This is a genomic window from Kitasatospora sp. MBT66 (genome assembly GCF_000710405.2).
GTDB lineage: Bacteria > Actinomycetota > Actinomycetes > Streptomycetales > Streptomycetaceae > Kitasatospora > Kitasatospora purpeofusca.
This window is the reverse complement of sequence record NZ_JAIY01000006.1, coordinates 73,343-89,318: the sequence shown is the minus strand read 5'-3', so window position 1 is coordinate 89,318 and position 15,976 is coordinate 73,343. Positions and strand designations below refer to the sequence as shown.

The following is a 15,976-nucleotide window of genomic DNA, read 5'->3' as shown; positions in this document are numbered from 1 at the left end:
CCCGACATGCAGGTGAGTGTCGACCGGGACCGCTGCTGCAGCTCCGGCATGTGTGTGACGAACGCCCCCGAGGTCTTCGACCAGGACGACCGGGACAGTCTGGTGATGCTCCGTCAGACCGTCGTGCTGCCGGAGCAGTTCGACGACGTCAGGCTCGCCGCCGAGCTCTGCCCGGGCCGGGCGATCACCGTCACCGGGGACGGACCCGCGCGGACCGGGGCCTGACGGACCCCCGCCGCCGACCCCGCAGGCCGCACAGGCCTCCTGGAGCCCTCCCTGGCACCGAACCCCACGAGAACACCCGCGACGCGAGGAGACGCCCGCCTTGACCACCGCACCCACCACCCCCGCCCTCGCACTGCCGGCCCCGCACTCCGGCGGCTGCCCGTTCGGCCCGCCGCCCGCGTACCCCGAGGCCGCCGCCACCGGGCCGATGACCAGGGCGAAGCTGCCCGACGGCGACCTCTGCTGGCTGGTCACCGGCTTCGCCGAGGTCCGCACCGTGCTGTCCGACCGCCGGTTCAGTGCCGACATTCGCCACCCGTCCTTCCCGCTGCTGGTCGCCGGCGCTCGCGAGCTGATCACCGACAATCCGGACTTCCTGCGGCTCGACGACCCCGAGCACGCCCGCCAGCGCCGCATGCTCACCGGGGAATTCCTGGTCAAGCGGGTGGAGGAGCTGCGCCCGGAGATCCAGCGGATCGTGGACGAGGCGCTGGACCGGATGACCGCGGGCCGGACCACGGCCGACCTGGTCACCGACTTCGCGCTGCCGGTGCCCTCGCTGGTGATCTGCCTGCTGCTCGGCGTGCCGTACGAGGACCACGACCGCTTCCAGAGCCTGAGCCGCACGATGCTCAGCCGGGAGAGCACCGTGGAACAGCTCCGGGAGGCCCAGGAGGGGGTCCTGGAGTACCTGCGCGACCTCACCACCCGCAAGCGCGCACAGCCGGAGGACGACGTCCTCAGCCGACTCGCGGCGCGGGACGACCTGAGCGCGGAGGACGCGGCCGCCATGGGCGTGCTGCTGCTGGTCGCCGGGCACGAGACGACCGCGAACATGATCGCGCTGTCGACCGCGCTGCTGCTGGACCACCCCGAGCAGATCCCCGGCCTGGCCGACCCGGCCACCCTGCCGGGCGCGGTGGAGGAGCTGTTGCGTCTGCTGACCATCGTGCACACCGGCCTGCCCCGGGTCGCGCTGGAGGACGTGGAGCTGGGCGGCGTCACCGTCCGGGCCGGGGAGGGCGTGATGGCGATGCTCTCCACCGCCAACCGGGACGAGGCGGTGTTCGGCGGCGCCGGCCGTCGGACGACGGACGAGCTGGACCTGTACCGGGACGCCCGGCGGCAACTGGCGTTCGGCTTCGGCGTGCACCAGTGCCTGGGCCAGCCGCTGGCCCGCGCCGAACTCCAGATCGCCCTGGAGACGCTGTTCCGCCGGCTGCCGGGGCTGCGGCCCGCCGGCGAGCGCGCGTTCCGTACCGAGTCGTTCATCTACGGGATGCGGTCACTGCCCGTCACCTGGTGAGCGGGGCCGACGGAGAATTCCTTGTCCGCGGGACACGGATCCTCTCCGGTACCGGCCCGAACTGCGTGCAGTCCGCCCGCTGCCCCGTCGTTGCGACCGGGGGCAGCGGGCGGCGCCGTACCCGCACTTTGCAAAGTGCGGGAGCCGGCCGCCCCGACGACGCCGAGCCCCCGCCCCGTTACATCTTGACGACAAGTGTCACAATGTAACGCGCGCGGGGCCGGCAGGCCCGGCGGTGACCGATTCCAGCAGCTCGGAGCACGTCATGCACCCCTTCCTCGACCACCCGGGGCCGCTCGCCTTCGCGCACCGGGGTGGTGACCTCGGGCGGCCGGAGAACTCGCTGGCCGCGTTCGAGGCCGCCGTCGCGCTCGGGTACCGGTACCTGGAGACGGACGTCCACGCCACCGCCGACGGCGTCCTGGTGGCGTTCCACGACAGCCGGCTCGACCGGGTCACCGACCGCACCGGGGTACTCGCCGAACTGCCGTGGCGCACCGTCCGGGAGGCCAGGATCGGCGGCACCGAACCGGTACCGCTGCTGGAGGACCTGCTCGACGCGTTCCCCGAGGCCCGCTTCAACATCGACGTCAAGGCGGCGCCCGCCGTCGGCCCGCTGGTCGAGGCGGTGCGCCGGACCGGGGCCTGGGACCGGGTCTGCGTCGGCGGCTTCTCCGACGCCCGGCTCGCCGCCGTACGGGCCGCCGCCGGACCCCGGCTGGCCACCTCGCTCGGCCCGCGCGAGGTCGCCCGGCTGCGGCTGCGCTCGCTGGCCGGGCCGCTCGGGCGCGGCGGCGGGGCGCCGTGGGCCGGGACCTGCGCCCAGGTGCCCGAGCGGCACAAGGGGGTCCGGGTGGTCGACCGGGCCTTCGTCCGGGCCGCGCACCGCCTGGGCCTGCAGGTTCACGTCTGGACTGTGGACGACGCCACACGGATCCGGGCTCTCCTCGACCTGGGTGTGGATGGCATCATGGCCGATCGCATCGACGTCCTGCGCGATGTCCTCCGCGAGCGCGGATGCTGGCCCCACGGCGGCAACGGCTCCAGCACGGTGATAGGAACCACCCCATGAGCACCGCGACCGACCTGCCGGAGCATCCGGCGACCGCCACCGACGACGGCCGCGCGCTGCGCCGCATGCAGTTCGGCTGGTACATCAACGACTGGGCCAACGCGGCCTTCTCCGCCACCGTCCTCACCGTGTTCCTCGGGCCGTACCTGACCTCCATCGCCAAGGAGGCGGCCGACGCCCAGGGCAATGTGCACCCGCTCGGCCTGTCGATCCGGGCGGGCTCGTTCTTCCCGTACACGGTGTCGTTCTCGGTGCTGCTGTCGGTCGGCGCGATGCTGCTGCTCGGCACGGTCGCGGACCGCACCGGGCGGCACAAGGAGCTGATGTGCGGCGCCGCGTACGTCGGCTCGGCCGCGACGATGGGCATGTTCTTCCTCGGCGGCGACCGCTACCTGCTCGGCGGCGGCCTGCTGGTGGTCGCGAACATCGCCTACGCGGTGTCGGTCGCGCTCTCCTACGCCTACCTCCCCGGTCTGGCCTCGCCCGACGAGCGGGACAAGGTGTCCTCCAAGGGCTGGGCCTACGGCTACGCGGGCGGCGGCCTGCTGCTGATCGCGAACCTGGCGCTGTTCCAGGGCCACGACGCGTTCGGGCTGTCCTCCGGCACCGCCGTGCGGATCTGCCTGGCCTCGGCGGGGCTGTGGTGGGCGATCTTCACCCTGGTGCCGCTGCTCCGCCTGCCCTCGCGGGCCGGTGTGCTCCCGGGACAGCCCGGGGTGCCCGCGGCGCGCGACGGCGGCGCCGCGGACGGCAAGGACGCCGAGCCGGCCGCCGGGAGCCTGCGCGAACTCGGCCGCACCCTGCGCGGCATGCGCCGCTACCCGCTGACCCTGCTCTACCTGGGCGCCTTCCTCTGCTACAACGACGGCATCCAGACCGTCGTCTCGCAGGCCTCGCTGTACGGCAGCGAGGAGCTGGGCATGGACCAGACCTCGCTGGTCGTCGCCGTGCTGCTGGTGCAGATAGTGGCGATCGGCGGCGCGCTGCTGCTCGGCCGGATCGCGCACCGCTTCGGCGCCAAGAGCACCATCCTCGGCTCGCTGGTCGGCTGGGTGGTGACCCTCGCGCTCGGCTACTTCATGCCGGCCCACCAGCCCGCCTGGTTCTACGCGCTGGCCTGCATGATCGGCCTGGTGCTCGGCGGCAGCCAGGCGCTGTCCCGCTCGCTGTTCTCGCACATGATCCCGGCCGGCCGGGAGGCCGAGTACTTCAGCGTCTACAAGGTCAGCGACCGCGGCACCAGCTGGATGGGCCCGCTGGTCTTCGGCCTGGCCTACCAGATCACCGGCAGCTACCGCTCGGCGATCATCTCGCTGCTGGTGTTCTTCGTGATCGGCTTCGCCGTGCTGCTGAAGGTCCCCGTCCGGCGCGCGATCGAGGCGGTCGGCAACCCGGTGCCCGAGCGGCTCTGACCGCACCCGGGAGCGAACGGAACAGAACCGCACCGGAACGGGGCGGGGGCTGCGAGAGCCCCCGCCCCGTTCTGCCCTGTACCGAGTGTCGGCCGGCCAGCGGGTCGGCCGGTCACGGGTCGGCCGGTCAGAGGGTCGGCTTCCAGCCGAGCGCCGGGGCCAGGTGGGTGGCGATGTCGGTGAGGATCTGAACGTAGTCCTCGTGGCCGAAGGTGAACGGGAGCGCGAAGACCACCTCGTCCACCTCGCGGAAGCCCGCGTGGGCGGACAGCTGCTCGGCGATCGCGGCGGACGGGCCGACCAGGTCCCGGGCGAACATGACGCGCGCCGGCCCCTGCGGGGTGGCGGTCCGCGGCGTCCGGGCCCGGACGTACTCCTCGTAGCGCGCCCGCTGCTCGGGGGTGGCGCTGTCGGTGGGGATCACCACCAGCCCCTGGGAGACCCGGGCCGCGGCGCCCAGCGGATGGTGCGCGCGGAAGGCCGCGATCTGCGAGCGCTGGATCTCCGCGAAGTCCTCCGCCTCCTCGGCGCGCACCACGTTGCTGGTGAGCAGCGAGAGCCCCTGCTCGCCGGCCCAGCGGGCGGAGCGCAGGCTGCCCCCGCCGTACCAGAGGCGGTCGGCCAGGCCGGGCGAGACCGGCTGGACCCGGTCCGAGTAGACCTCGATGCCCTCGACGCCGCTGAAGTCGGTGGCCGGCTCGCCACGCAGGAAGCCCAGCAGCCGGCGGACCCGCTCGTAGCCGAAGTCCTCGGCCTCGGCGGTGTCCGGGTACAGCGCGCCGGACACCTGCTCCCAGTGGCCGGGGCGGCCGACGCTGACGCCCGGGTTGAGCCGGCCGCCGGACAGCAGGTCGGTGGTGGCGAGGTCCTCCGCGAGGCGCAGCGGGTTCTCCCAGCCGACCGGGATCACGGCCGTGCCCAGCTCGATCCGGCTGGTGCGCTGGGTGGCGGCCGCGAGCACCGCGACCGGCGAGGATATGCCGTACTGGAGGTGGCGGTGGCGCACCCAGGCGCTGTCGAAGCCCAGTTGCTCGCCGAGTTCGACGAGCCGCAGGGTCTGCTCGTGCCCCTGGGCCGGGTCGGCGGGGTCGAACAGTCCGATGGTCAGGAATCCCAGCCTGCGCAGGGGCTTCGCGTGCGACGGCACCGGTGTCCTCTTTCCTCGGCGCCCCCGGGCGCCGACGGTGACCGGCCGGGCGGCGTGCCGTCCACCGTCACACACCGGCCGGGGGTGCTCAAGGGCTGCCGGGGATTCGTCATCGGGCGCAACATCCCTGTCACTCCGCCGTTCTCGAACGGCAGGGGCCGCCCCGGGGTGGTCCCGGAGCGGCCCCTGCCGGCGGAGAGCGGTCAGCCGCGGGCGAGCAGTTCCAGGGTGTCGATGACGCGGTTGGAGAAGCCCCACTCGTTGTCGTACCAGGCGACCACCTTGACGTGGCGGCCGTCGACCCGGGTGAGCGCGGCGTCGAAGATCGAGGACGCGGCCTCGCCGGTGATGTCGCCGGAGACCAGCGGCTCGTCCGCGTAGTCGAGGATGCCCTTGAGCGGGCCGTCGGCGGCGGCGCGGTAGGCGGCGAGCACCTCGTCGAGGGTGACCTCGCGCTCGACCGTGGTGTTCAGCTCGACGATCGAGCCGACCGGGACCGGGACCCGGATCGAGTCGCCGGACAGCTTGCCGTCGAGCTGCGGCAGGACCAGGCCGATCGCCTTGGCGGCGCCGGTGGTGGTCGGCACGATGTTGACGCCGGCGGCGCGGGCCCGGCGCAGGTCGCGGTGCGGCCCGTCCTGGAGGTTCTGCTCCTGGGTGTAGGCGTGAACGGTGGTCATGAAGCCGTGCTCGATGCCGGCCAGCTCGTCCAGCACGGCGGCCAGCGGGGCGAGCGCGTTGGTGGTGCAGGAGGCGTTGGAGACGATCACGTGCGAGGCCGGGTCGTAGTCCGCGGTGTTCACGCCGTAGGCCAGGGTGACGTCGGCGCCGTCGGACGGGGCGCTCACCAGGACCTTGGCGGCGCCGGCCTTCAGGTGGGCGCGGGCGGCGTCCGCGGAGGTGAAGCGGCCGGTGGCCTCCAGGACGAGGTCGACGCCGAGCTCGGCCCACGGCAGGGCCTCGGGGTCGCGCTCGGCGAGCACCTTGATCCGGTTGCCGGCGACGACCAGCTCGTCCCCCTCGACGGCGACCGGGTGGCGGAAGCGGCCGAGCGCGCTGTCGAAGCGGAGCAGGTGGGCGAGCGAGTCGATGGGGGCGAGGTCGTTGACCGCGACCACCTCCAGCTCGCTGCCGCGCTCCACCAGGGCGCGCAGGCTGTTGCGGCCGATGCGGCCGAACCCGTTGATGGCGATGCGGGTCATGGAGGGCTCCCTCTGCGGTTCCGGGCGGTGCCGGGGTGCTCCGGGGTGGTGGTCCCGGGGCGTTCCGTCGTGTGCTGACACATCCATGATCGGGACTCCGGCGCGGGTCGGACAGGGGCTGGATCGACATGGTCCGCAAGGATCACGCCAGACTCCCGGCCAACGGTCGCAAGGATCCCGCCACGGCCGTTCCGGTGTTCGCTCAGCCCTCCGCCCGGCCCTCCGCCCGGTCCTCGGCACGGCCTTCCGCTCAGCCCTCGGCGCGGGCCGCGAAGGTGTGCCGGTACTCGGTGGGCGAGGTGCCGAGCACCCGGTGGAAGTGCAGCCGCAGGTTCGCCCCGGTGCCGAGCCCGACCCGGTCGGCGATCTGCTCCACCCCCAGGTCCGTACGCTCCAGCAGCTCCCGCGCGAGGTCCACCCGGGCCCGCAGCACCCACTGCATGGGTGTGTAGCCGGTGTCCTCCACGAACCGCCGCGAGAAGGTCCGCGCCGAGACCCGCGCGTGCCGGGCCAGGCCCTCCAGCGTCAGCGGCTCGGCCAGGTGCGCCAGCGCCCACTCCCGGGTGCCCGCGAAGAGGTCGCCCAGCGGCTCGGGCACGCTGCGCGGCACGTACTGGGCCTGGCCGCCGCTGCGGTAGGGCGCGGCCACCAACCGCCGGGCGACATGGTTCGACAGGCCCACCCCGTGGTCGCGCCGCACCAGGTGCAGGCACAGGTCGATGCCGGAGGCCGCGCCGGCCGAGGTGAGCACCGCGCCCTCGTCGACGAACAGCACGTTCTCGTCGACCCGGATCTGCGGATGGCGTTCCGCCAGGGCCTTGGCGTAGTGCCAGTGGGTGGTGGCCCGTCGGCCGTCGAGCAGCCCGGTGGCGGCCAGGGCGAAGGCCCCGGTCGAGATGGCCGCCAGCCGGGCGCCCCGGGCGTGGGCTGCCACCAGTGCCTCGACGACGGCGGCCGGCGGCGCGGTGGTCGCCGGGTCGCGGTAGCCGGGGACGAACACGGTGTCCGCGTGCTCCACCGCCTCCAGCCCCTCGGCCACGTGGTACGACAGGCCGTCACCGCCGGCCACCAGGCCCGGCGCCGGACCGCAGACCCGGACCGTGTAGGGCATGCTCGGCCGGCTGGAGAACACCTGCGCGGGGATGCCCACGTCCAGCGGCTTCGCCCCCTCCAGTACCAGCACGGCGACCCGGTGCTTGCCTCGACCCATCGGGCCGCCTCCACTCCCCCGCGGTCGACCCGGGCTCCGCGGCGCGCCCCGGCCGGTACGGCACCGACCGCAAGCATCCTGCCATCAGCCCGGGCGTTGCGTTCGCGGCGCCGGTCCGGTCAGGGTGTGGCGCCCCGGTCCGGTCCGGTCCGCTCAGGGCGTGGCGGGGGCCGGACGGGCGGTGCGGGGCAGCAGGGCCGGAACGGCCTCGCTCTTCACCAGCCAGGCCACGCCGAAGGCGAACACCGACACCGCCTCGCCGAGGTAGGGCAGGGTCAGCGGCCAGTCCCGGGCCAGGTGCAGCACCCCGGCCACGGCGACCGTGAGCACCCCGGCCACGATCACCCAGCCGCAGACCAGGTACACCCAGTCGCGCGCCGGGCGGCGGCGGCCGGCCGCCGGGGAGTCCGCGAACAGCCGCAGGCAGAAGTACCCGAGCACCCCGAACAGGCCCGCCGCGAAGGCCAGATGGAGCATTCCCACGGTGGTCTGGACACCGCTGGGGTGCGGCACCAGGACGGACGGCGGCTCGGTGGGGAACAGGGCCACCCCGATCGCCAGCACCCCGGCGACCGAGCTCAGCCGGTCCTCCCGGCGGTCGTGGCGGTAGCAGATGAGGAAGACGCCGACGGCGCACAGTCCGCCGACGAAGACGTTGCGCATATGGGTGTAGTAGGACGCGCTCATCGAGTCGAGCAGCGCGATCCGGGCGGAGGTGAGGCTGTTGCCGAGCGGCAGGGCGATCGGCAGCAGGAACCCGAGGACACCGACGCCGAGGCGCAGGCGCCGCACGGTCCGGACGTCCTGGGCCCGGGGGTCGGGATCCACGGGGGTGCGACCTTCGGGGGTCCGGGCTTCGGCAGGGGGGTGGGCGGACATGGCGAGGCCTCCTTCGACATGCTGAGGCTGTCTGCACCGCGGCCGGGACGGCGGCCGCGGGTTGGTGATACCCGCCCGCCACCGTCCGGGAACCCCCTTCCGGCCTGCTGTTCTGACGCACCGTCACGATCGTCGCCATCGTGACTGGACCGCGGTGTCAGTCGACCGGCCGGAGGAGTTCGTCGACGCTCTGCGCCCGGCGCAGCGGCACGAACCGCACCGCGCCCGCCGCGTCCACCGTGAAGCCGTGCACCGCCGGCTCGGGCAGGCTGTTGTACTGGAAGTGGGTCGTCGCGTAGTAGGCGCCGGTGTCGAGCAGCGCGACCAGGTCGCCGGGCTCCAGCAGCGGCAGCGGGCGGCCCGCCGCGACCAGGTCCCCGGCGAAGCAGCACGGCCCGGCGACGTCCTGCGGCACCGGCGCGCCGTCCTTCTGCGCGCCGGAGGGGTGGTGCGCGGTGATCCGCAGCGGCCAGGCGTCCGGCACGAACACCGTGCGGGTCGCGACCTGGGCCCCGGCGTGGGTCACGGCGATCCGCCGGCCGCCGGAGGTCTTGGTGTACTCGACGTATGCGGCGGTGAACCCGTTCTTGGCCAGCAGCGAGCGGCCGAACTCGGTCGCCAGCCGGTAGCGGCCGTCGAACAGTTCCGGCACCCGGGCCCGCAGCAGTTCGGCGTAACCGGCGAAGGTGGGCGCGGTGGTGTCGTCGGCGAAGTTGACGGGCAGCCCGCCGCCGAGGTCGATGCCCGCCACCTGGCGGCGCCCCGGCTCGGCGTTCACCTGCTCCGCGAAGGCGACGGCCCGGGCGACGCCGTCCGCCATGAGGTCGAGCGGGCAGCCCTGGGAGCCGACGTGCACATGGACCCAGGTCAGCCAGGGGCGTTCGCGGAACGCCTCGACCAGCCGCTTCGTGTTGCCCTCGTCGGCCAGGCCGATCCCGAACTTGGAGGTCGCGGTGGCGGTGCTCATCGCCCCGATGGTGCCGCCGCCGATCTGCGGATTGACCCGGACCCCGATCCGGGAGCGGGGCGTCCCGGCCCCCACCAGGGCGTCGACGCGTTCCAGTTCCTGCCAGTTGTCGATGTTGACGGCGACACCCAGCTCCAGCGCCGCGGCCAGCTCCCGCCGGGTCTTGGCGGGCGAGTCGAGGACGATCCGGTCCGGCTCGAAGCCGGCCGCCAGCGCCTGGGCGAACTCGCCGGGGCTGGCCACCTCGCAGCCCATGCCCAGCTCGCGCAGCCGGGCCAGCAGCGGGACCAGACAGTTCGCCTTGGCGGCGAAGGTGTGCAGCACCTCGGGCGCGGCCGGGAAGGCCGCCCGGAGGTCCGCGACGCTCGCGGCCACGCCGTCGAGGTCGACGAAGGCGGCGAGCAGCGCCTCCTCGGGGTCGAGCAGCCGGTGCCGCACGGCCTCCCGCAGCACGCGTTCACGGCGGGCGGCGGCGGTTGGGTCGACCGGATCGACCGGATCGACGGCAGGGTGAGGAAACGTCATGGTTCTTTGCTCCCCTGGCTCGTCGGACGGTCGGAGGCCCAGTCTGCCCCAGGCGTTGCAGTCCGGTGACACAGAAGGCGCGATTCCGTCGAGTGTTCGCACTACGTTCGATCGTGCACGGCGCCGCACGGCCGTCCAGCACACCGCTCAGGAGAAGCTCCATGTCCCGCAAGGCGACCCGCCGCCCGACCACCGTCCGCACGCTGGCGGGAGCGATCCTGACGGTCGCCCTGATCGTGCCCGTGGCGACGGCCTGCGGCCCCGACTCCGACGCGTCCGCGACGGCGAGCGGCACCGCCTCCGCCACCCCCGTCGCGACCGTGCCCACCACCGCCGTACCTAGCGCGACCGTGCCCACCACCACCGCGCCGCCGACCGCCGTCCCCGTGCCCACCACCGCCGTCCCCACCACCAGGCCGACCACCCCGACCCCCTCCACCACCCCGACCGCCAAGCCGAAGTCCCCGGCTCGCAGCTACCCCCTGGTGGACGGAAGCACGGCCGAGGTCCAGCCGGTCGGCAACCAGAACTACACCGCCAGGATCGTCAGCCGCGGCTCCGTCCTGGCCACCCTGGAGACCAAGGACGCCGACGCCGGTCTGGACGCCAACGACATGTTCGTGGTGCTCTCCGTCGACGGCACGGTCCACTCCTGGATGGGCGGCGCCCACCAGGGCCCGGGCACCTTCAAGCTCGCCGGCGGCTGGACGGCCAAGGTCACCAAGGTCGGCGAACTCCACTACCGGGCGCAGATCCTCGGCCTCGACAACGCCGTGAACGACACCCTCGACGCCGACCAGCACGACACCGGCGCCGTCGCCAACGGCGTGTACATCGTGCTCACGGCGGGCGGCCGGATCAGCGCCCACATGTGAGACCGACCGGGACCGCCGCCGCGGGCACGACGCCGCGACGCAGATCGTCCGGGACCGGGGTCGCCGCGCCCAGGCAGGAGAGCAGCCGCAGCAGTGTCCGGGCCTGGGGCACACCGTAGCGGGCGAGCGCGTCGAGGGAGGTTGCCGAGTGCCGCGACGGCGGGGAAACGTCGGGGAGTTGGCCGATCACCTCGCCCGACCACCGCGCCCGGACACCGCGCCCGATCACCACGCCCGGGGCCACAGCGGTCCTCGGCACCGGAGAGGGCTGAGGGCGGGGCGCGGAGCACCCCGCCCGGAACGGGATTCCCGCCGGGGCGGTCGCTACTCGCGGGCGAGGTCGAGGAAGAGCGCGGCGGACCAGCCGAAGCCGGAGGTGGCCCTCGGTGCGCGGGTGCCGGTGAGGGGGTTCCAGTACTCGTAGAGGCCTCCGCCGTCGCGGACCATGGCGAGGGTCCGTTCGCGCAGCTCCTCGGCGGTGTCGGGGAAGCCGGAGCGGTGCAGGCCCTCGATCAGCAGGTAGTTGACGTTGAGCCAGACCGGGCCGCGCCACATCGCCTCCGGGTCGAAGGCCGGGTCGTCGAAGGCCACGGTGGGGACGGGCCGTTCGCCCCAGTAGGCGGGTGAGCGGAGGGTGCGTTCCAGGGTGGCGGCGATGCCGGTAGGCAGCCGGCCGGTGAACAGGGGCATCAGGTCGAGCGCGGTGCGGACGGGTACGGGGGTGCCGGCCGCCAGGGTGGTGAAGCGGGTGCCGTCCCAGCGGCGGGCGACCAGGAGGTCGGTGTGGGCGGCGGCGCGCGAGCGCCAGTCGGCGGCCTCGGCGGGGCGGCCGAGGGCGTCGGCGATGTCGGCCAGCCGGTCGGCCTCCAGGACCAGGTAGGAGTTGAGGTCGGGCGGTTCGGCACGCGGGCCGTGGTCCCAGATCGGGCTGTCGTCGAGGCCGGAGGAGTAGGGGTGCAGGTATTCGGGCAGGCCGTCGCCGTCGGGGTCGGAGGCGGCGAACCACCACCGGTGGGCGCGGACCAGCCGGGGGTAGGCGGCGGCGAGGAAGGGCAGGTCGGGGTCGGTCTCGTGGACCTTCCAGACGGCCCAGGCGGCGAGCGGCGGTTTGGTGACCGGGACCGGTCCGGGGGTGGGCCGGGCGCCGTTGGCGGTGCCGACGTGCTCGGCGAGCCGGGCGTGGTCGGCGCGCGGGAGGTCGGTGGTGTCGGCGAGCACGCCGTGCTCGTGCACCACGTCGGGGAGCCGGCCGTCGGGCAGTTGGTGGTCGAGGAAGAGCAGGATCTGGTCCCGGGCGAGCGCCGGATCGGCGTGCCGCAGGGCGACGGCGTGGAAGAGCGCGTCCCAGTTCCACACGCCCACGTAGCCGTACTTGGAGGGGACGAGGCCCTCGCGGCCGGCGATCGGCAGCAGGTTGACGGCCAGCGTCCACCAGGCCGTCGCGGCGGCCGCGGCGAGGTCGGGGCGGACGGCGGGCATCCGGGCGAACCAGGCCGCCCAGCGGGCCTCGGCGGCGACGCGCACGGCGGCGGCCGACCACGGGCCCGGCGAGCCGTGCAGGACGTGGCAGCCGTCGAGCGCGAGTGCCCGCCCGGTGCCGTCGGGCAGCTGCCAGGAGGCGTGGACGCCGTGCCCGGCAAGCACCAGGGTGGCCGGGTCGGCGAACAACAGCGTTGCCCCGCCCGCGAATTCGACCGCCGCGGGGGTCGCGGAGCGGACCGGCAGCGGGTGCCCGTCCGCGTCGCGCAGCACCAGCCCGGTGAGTTCGACGGTGTCGGCGAGCCGGGTCTCGTACTCGGCCCGGGCCACCCGCAGCCCGTCCGGGCCTGCGGTGACCAGCAGCCGGGAGCCGCGTTCGGTGAACGGCCGCTCGTCCAGGTCGAGTTCGAGGTCGTGGACGAAGGAGAGGGACATCAGCGGCCTCCCAGGCCGGAGGAGGCCATGCTGTTGAGGATCTTGCGCTGCCCGATCAGGAAGGCGATCAGCATCGGCACCACGGTCATCGCGGAGAGCGCCGCGGTGAGCCCGTAGTCGATGCCGCCGCGCTGGGAGTTGAAGGAGTCGAGCAGCAGCGGGACGGTGAACAGCTCCGAGCTGTTGAGGAACACCAGCGGGAAGAAGTAGCTGTTCCAGCTGGCCAGGAAGACGATGATGCCGAGCGTCCACAGGCCGGGCCGGATGTTGGGCAGGACGATCCGCCAGAAGATGGTCCAGCGGCCGGCGCCGTCGATCCTGGCCGCCTCCTCGAGTTCGACCGGGACGGCCCGGATGAACTGCCGGAGCAGGAAGACGGCGAACGGGTTGGCGATCGCCGGGAGGATCAACGCCAGGTGCGAGTCGATCAGTTGGAGCTTGGCCAGCATGATGTACAGCGGCACGATGGTGACCTGGGCGGGCACCATCTGGGTGGCCAGGAACAGGCCGAACAGCGGTCCGGAGCCCCGGAACGGGATCCGGGCGAAGGCGTAGGCGGCCATCGCACCGGTGAACAGGGTGGCGGCGACGGTGATCGCCGCGATGTACATGCTGTTCCAGTACGCCCGCCCGATCGGCACCTCGTTCAGCACGTCGGGGTAGTTCTGCGCGCGCCAGGGCGTGGGCAGCCAGGACAGCGGCTCGTTGATCATCTGGCTGACGCCCTTGAAGGAGGTCAGGACCATCCAGACGAAGGGGAACAGCATCAGCAGGCCGCCGAGGACGAGCCCGGTGTGCAGGAGGAGCTGCCGGGGGGCGGTGGAGTGGCGGACGGTGGTCATGGCGGCGCCTCAGGACTCGTAGTGGACGAAGCGCTTCTGCGCCTGGAACTGGATCGCCGTGACGATCAGGGTCAGCAGCAGCAGGAGCAGGGCGGCGGCACTCGACAGTCCGAAGTGGAACTCCCGGAAGCCCTGTTGGTAGACCTTGTAGACGATGGTCTGGGCGCCCTCGTTGTGGTCCGGGTTGACCAGGACGTAGACGAGGTCGAAGGCCTGGAACGAGCTGATCACCGACACCACCACGGTGAAGAAGACGGTGGGCGACAGCAGCGGCAGGGTGACCGAGCGCAGGGTCTGCCAGGGGCCGGCGCCGTCGATCCGGGCGGCCTCCAGCAGATTGGTCGGGACGGTGGCGAGCCCGGCCAGGAAGATCACCACATTGAGGCCGAGCGAGGACCAGACGGTCACCACCGAGACCGCGACCACCACCCAGTCGGGGTCGGCCAGCCAGTCGGGCAGGGTGATGCCGAGGATGTCGTGGACGGTGCCGTTGAGGATGCCGTCGGCGCCGCCGCCGAGGATCATCTGCCAGATCACCGACACCGCGACCGAACTCGTCACCACCGGCAGGAAGTAGACCACCCGGTAGGCGGTCTTCCCGCGCACCCCGTGCAGGGCGAGGGCGATCAGCAGGGCCAGGGCGAGGCCGCCGGGCACGGTGATCAGACCGATCTTGACGGTGTTCCACACCGCCCGGCCGAACTCCGGATCGGTCAGCTGGGTGCGGAAGTTGTCCAGTCCGACCCAGGTGGCGTCGCCGAGGCCGTCCCAACGCATGAAGGAGAGGACCACGGCGAAGCCGAGCGGGCCGACCAGGAAGACCAGCAGGCCCAGCAGTTGGGGGCCGAGGAAGACCAGGGCCCACCGCCGGTCGCGGCGGCGCCAGAGCGGCTCGCGGCCGCCGCGCGCGGTGGGGGCGCTGCCCGCCGGCCGGGCGGCGGGACGCTCCCGCCGCCGGGCCGCGGCCTGGGTGAGGGCGCTCACCCCTTCTGGCCCTTCATGCCGTCGACCAGGGTCTGGAGCTGGGTCATGCCCTCGTCGAAGCCGGTCTTGCCCTCCCAGATCTTCATCAGCTGGTCGTTGATGGCCTTGGTCAGGCCGGGGACGGCCACCTCGTCGGGGTAGTTGGCGAAGCCCCGGTCGCGGACATCCAGGAAGGTCTTGGCGTGCGGCGGGTAGTTGCCCTCGGTGACCAGGCTCTCGGCGCCCCGGACGGAGGGGACGGCGCTGCCGCCCTTGAGACGCAGCTGCTGGCCCTCCTTGCTGACGAACTCGGTCAGGAAGGTGAAGGCCTCCTTCGGGTGCTTGCTGTCCTTGTTGACGGTCAGGTAGGAGGCGGCGACGGCGCCGGGTATCGGCTGCCCGTTCTCGGACGGGAACGGCACGATGTCGTAGCTCTCGCGGTCGCCGCCCTTGTCGATGCCCTCGATGACCCAGCGGCCGCCGGCGTAGAAGCCGGCCTTGTGCTTGATGAACTGGGTGGACGGGCCGTTGCCCTCGGGCAGCAGGTCGGCGGAGGCGAAGGTCTTGTCCCGGTAGCCGTCGGCGAGGGTCTTCAGCGCCTGGCGGGTCTTCGGGTCGGTGGTGGCGACGAACTTGCCGCCGTCCCAGACCTTGCCGCCGAAGCCGTTGACGACGCTGTAGTTGGCGCCGTACCAGTTCCAGAAAATGGTGCCGGTCCGGTCCGCCGCCTTGAGCTTGGCGTTCATCTCCAGGAACTTCGCCGTGGTCCACTGGCCGGCCTCGTTCAGCGCGGCCGGGTCCTCGGTGATGCCGGCCGCGGCGAGGGCCTTCTTGTCGAACCAGAGCACCTCGGGGTTGGTGTCGTTGGGGACGCCGTAGGTGACGCCGTCCTTCTTGGCGCCGCCGTAGATGCCCTCGAAGAAGTCGGCGGGCTTGCTGCGGCTGTCCGGTCCGGCGAGCTGCTGGTCGAGCGGCGAGAGCACGCCGTCGGCGACCAGCTTGCCGATGTAGTCGTCACCGACGTAGAAGACGTCGGGCGCGGTCTTGGAGGTGAGCTGGGTGAGCAGCTTGGGGTGGTAGTCCTCGTAGGAGGCGACCTGCTCCAGCTTGAGGGTGATGTCGGGGTGCCTCTTGGCGAAGTCGTCCGTGAAGGCCTTGAAGACAGCGGTGTCCTCGGCCGAGCCCCAGGTCGACCAGCGGAGCGTGATCTTGCCGCCGTCGGCCTTGGTGTCGCCGGCGCCGCCCGCGCCGTTGGTCCCGCTGCAGCCGGTGACGGTGACGGCCAGGGCCGCCGCGGCGGCGACCAGGGCTGTTCTCCTCGTGAAAGCGGACATCGGATGCCTCCTGGGCTTTCGTGAGCGTGGGGTGTCGCGTGTCGCGAAGGGGGGGTGTTGCGGTCCGTGACGGAGGGGGTGGCGTCTCCGTACACGGAGGGGG

14 protein-coding genes are annotated in these 15,976 nt (G+C 73.0%); 5 read left to right on the top strand and 9 right to left on the bottom strand.

Annotated features, from left to right (window positions below; genetic code table 11):
- Window positions 1–6 precede the first annotated feature (6 nt).
- The 4 genes from BI06_RS13000 to BI06_RS12985 all read left to right on the top strand — a co-directional run bounded on the left by BI06_RS13000 (window position 7) and on the right by BI06_RS12985 (window position 4,015).
- Window positions 7–225: a ferredoxin gene (locus BI06_RS13000; RefSeq protein ID WP_043468154.1), complete on the top strand. Its 219-nt coding sequence runs from the start codon at window positions 7–9 to the stop codon at window positions 223–225.
- Window positions 226–325: 100 nt separating this feature from the next.
- Entirely contained in the window at window positions 326–1,531 is a 1,206-nt protein-coding gene (locus BI06_RS12995) for a cytochrome P450 (RefSeq protein WP_043468151.1), read from the top strand.
- Between the two features lie 265 nt (window positions 1,532–1,796).
- Window positions 1,797–2,603 carry a glycerophosphodiester phosphodiesterase gene (locus BI06_RS12990; RefSeq protein WP_051740949.1) on the top strand — a complete coding sequence of 269 codons (807 nt, stop codon included), beginning with the start codon at window positions 1,797–1,799 and terminating at the stop codon, window positions 2,601–2,603.
- On the top strand, window positions 2,600–4,015 hold the full coding sequence (locus tag BI06_RS12985; RefSeq protein WP_030395617.1) for an MFS transporter: 1,416 nt from the start codon (window positions 2,600–2,602) through the stop codon (window positions 4,013–4,015). Before BI06_RS12990 ends, BI06_RS12985 begins: the two co-directional genes overlap by 4 nt.
- Window positions 4,016–4,142: 127 nt before the next feature.
- On the opposite strand, the gene BI06_RS12980 is transcribed toward BI06_RS12985, so the two are convergent.
- The 5 genes from BI06_RS12980 to BI06_RS12960 form a co-directional block, all read right to left on the bottom strand.
- Window positions 4,143–5,162, bottom strand: coding sequence for an LLM class flavin-dependent oxidoreductase (locus BI06_RS12980; protein ID WP_030395616.1), 1,020 nt, complete (start codon window positions 5,160–5,162; stop codon window positions 4,143–4,145).
- 203 nt (window positions 5,163–5,365) lie between these two features.
- Window positions 5,366–6,364: a type I glyceraldehyde-3-phosphate dehydrogenase gene (gap, locus tag BI06_RS12975; RefSeq protein WP_030395615.1), complete on the bottom strand. Its 999-nt coding sequence runs from the start codon at window positions 6,362–6,364 to the stop codon at window positions 5,366–5,368.
- A gap of 250 nt (window positions 6,365–6,614) precedes the next feature.
- On the bottom strand, window positions 6,615–7,574 hold the full coding sequence (locus tag BI06_RS12970; protein ID WP_030395614.1) for a GlxA family transcriptional regulator: 960 nt from the start codon (window positions 7,572–7,574) through the stop codon (window positions 6,615–6,617).
- Between the two features lie 153 nt (window positions 7,575–7,727).
- Entirely contained in the window at window positions 7,728–8,453 is a 726-nt protein-coding gene (locus BI06_RS12965; protein WP_051740947.1) for a hypothetical protein, read from the bottom strand.
- Between the two features lie 157 nt (window positions 8,454–8,610).
- Window positions 8,611–9,945, bottom strand: coding sequence for a diaminopimelate decarboxylase (locus tag BI06_RS12960; protein ID WP_051740945.1), 1,335 nt, complete (start codon window positions 9,943–9,945; stop codon window positions 8,611–8,613).
- A gap of 161 nt (window positions 9,946–10,106) precedes the next feature.
- On the opposite strand from BI06_RS12960, the gene BI06_RS12955 reads away from it, so the two are divergent.
- Window positions 10,107–10,820: a hypothetical protein gene (locus BI06_RS12955; protein ID WP_043468148.1), complete on the top strand. Its 714-nt coding sequence runs from the start codon at window positions 10,107–10,109 to the stop codon at window positions 10,818–10,820.
- 324 nt (window positions 10,821–11,144) lie between these two features.
- Here the strand turns inward: BI06_RS12955 and BI06_RS12945 are convergent, their stop codons facing one another.
- Genes BI06_RS12945 through BI06_RS12930 form a run of 4 tightly spaced genes read right to left on the bottom strand, consistent with a single transcriptional unit; the run spans window position 11,145 to window position 15,873 of the window.
- Window positions 11,145–12,734 (bottom strand): amylo-alpha-1,6-glucosidase, encoded by a 1,590-nt coding sequence (locus tag BI06_RS12945; RefSeq protein WP_043468143.1) that lies wholly within the window; start codon window positions 12,732–12,734, stop codon window positions 11,145–11,147.
- Window positions 12,734–13,576, bottom strand: coding sequence for a carbohydrate ABC transporter permease (locus BI06_RS12940; RefSeq protein ID WP_030395608.1), 843 nt, complete (start codon window positions 13,574–13,576; stop codon window positions 12,734–12,736). Before BI06_RS12940 ends, BI06_RS12945 begins: the two co-directional genes overlap by 1 nt.
- A gap of 9 nt (window positions 13,577–13,585) precedes the next feature.
- Window positions 13,586–14,560, bottom strand: coding sequence for a carbohydrate ABC transporter permease (locus BI06_RS12935; RefSeq protein WP_199523285.1), 975 nt, complete (start codon window positions 14,558–14,560; stop codon window positions 13,586–13,588).
- Window positions 14,557–15,873, bottom strand: a complete 1,317-nt coding sequence (locus tag BI06_RS12930; RefSeq protein WP_051740943.1) for a sugar ABC transporter substrate-binding protein — start codon at window positions 15,871–15,873, stop codon at window positions 14,557–14,559. Before BI06_RS12930 ends, BI06_RS12935 begins: the two co-directional genes overlap by 4 nt.
- Window positions 15,874–15,976 lie beyond the last annotated feature (103 nt).

Coding starts and splice junctions, on each gene's coding strand:
- BI06_RS13000 (WP_043468154.1), top strand. CDS start 7: ATGCAGGTGAGTGTCGACCGGGACCGCTGCTGCAGCTCCGGCATGTGT.
- BI06_RS12990 (WP_051740949.1), top strand. CDS start 1,797: ATGCACCCCTTCCTCGACCACCCGGGGCCGCTCGCCTTCGCGCACCGG.
- BI06_RS12985 (WP_030395617.1), top strand. CDS start 2,600: ATGAGCACCGCGACCGACCTGCCGGAGCATCCGGCGACCGCCACCGAC.
- gap (WP_030395615.1), bottom strand. CDS start 6,364: ATGACCCGCATCGCCATCAACGGGTTCGGCCGCATCGGCCGCAACAGC.
- BI06_RS12970 (WP_030395614.1), bottom strand. CDS start 7,574: ATGGGTCGAGGCAAGCACCGGGTCGCCGTGCTGGTACTGGAGGGGGCG.
- BI06_RS12965 (WP_051740947.1), bottom strand. CDS start 8,453: ATGTCCGCCCACCCCCCTGCCGAAGCCCGGACCCCCGAAGGTCGCACC.
- BI06_RS12960 (WP_051740945.1), bottom strand. CDS start 9,945: ATGACGTTTCCTCACCCTGCCGTCGATCCGGTCGATCCGGTCGACCCA.
- BI06_RS12955 (WP_043468148.1), top strand. CDS start 10,107: ATGTCCCGCAAGGCGACCCGCCGCCCGACCACCGTCCGCACGCTGGCG.
- BI06_RS12945 (WP_043468143.1), bottom strand. CDS start 12,734: ATGTCCCTCTCCTTCGTCCACGACCTCGAACTCGACCTGGACGAGCGG.
- BI06_RS12940 (WP_030395608.1), bottom strand. CDS start 13,576: ATGACCACCGTCCGCCACTCCACCGCCCCCCGGCAGCTCCTCCTGCAC.
- BI06_RS12930 (WP_051740943.1), bottom strand. CDS start 15,873: ATGTCCGCTTTCACGAGGAGAACAGCCCTGGTCGCCGCCGCGGCGGCC.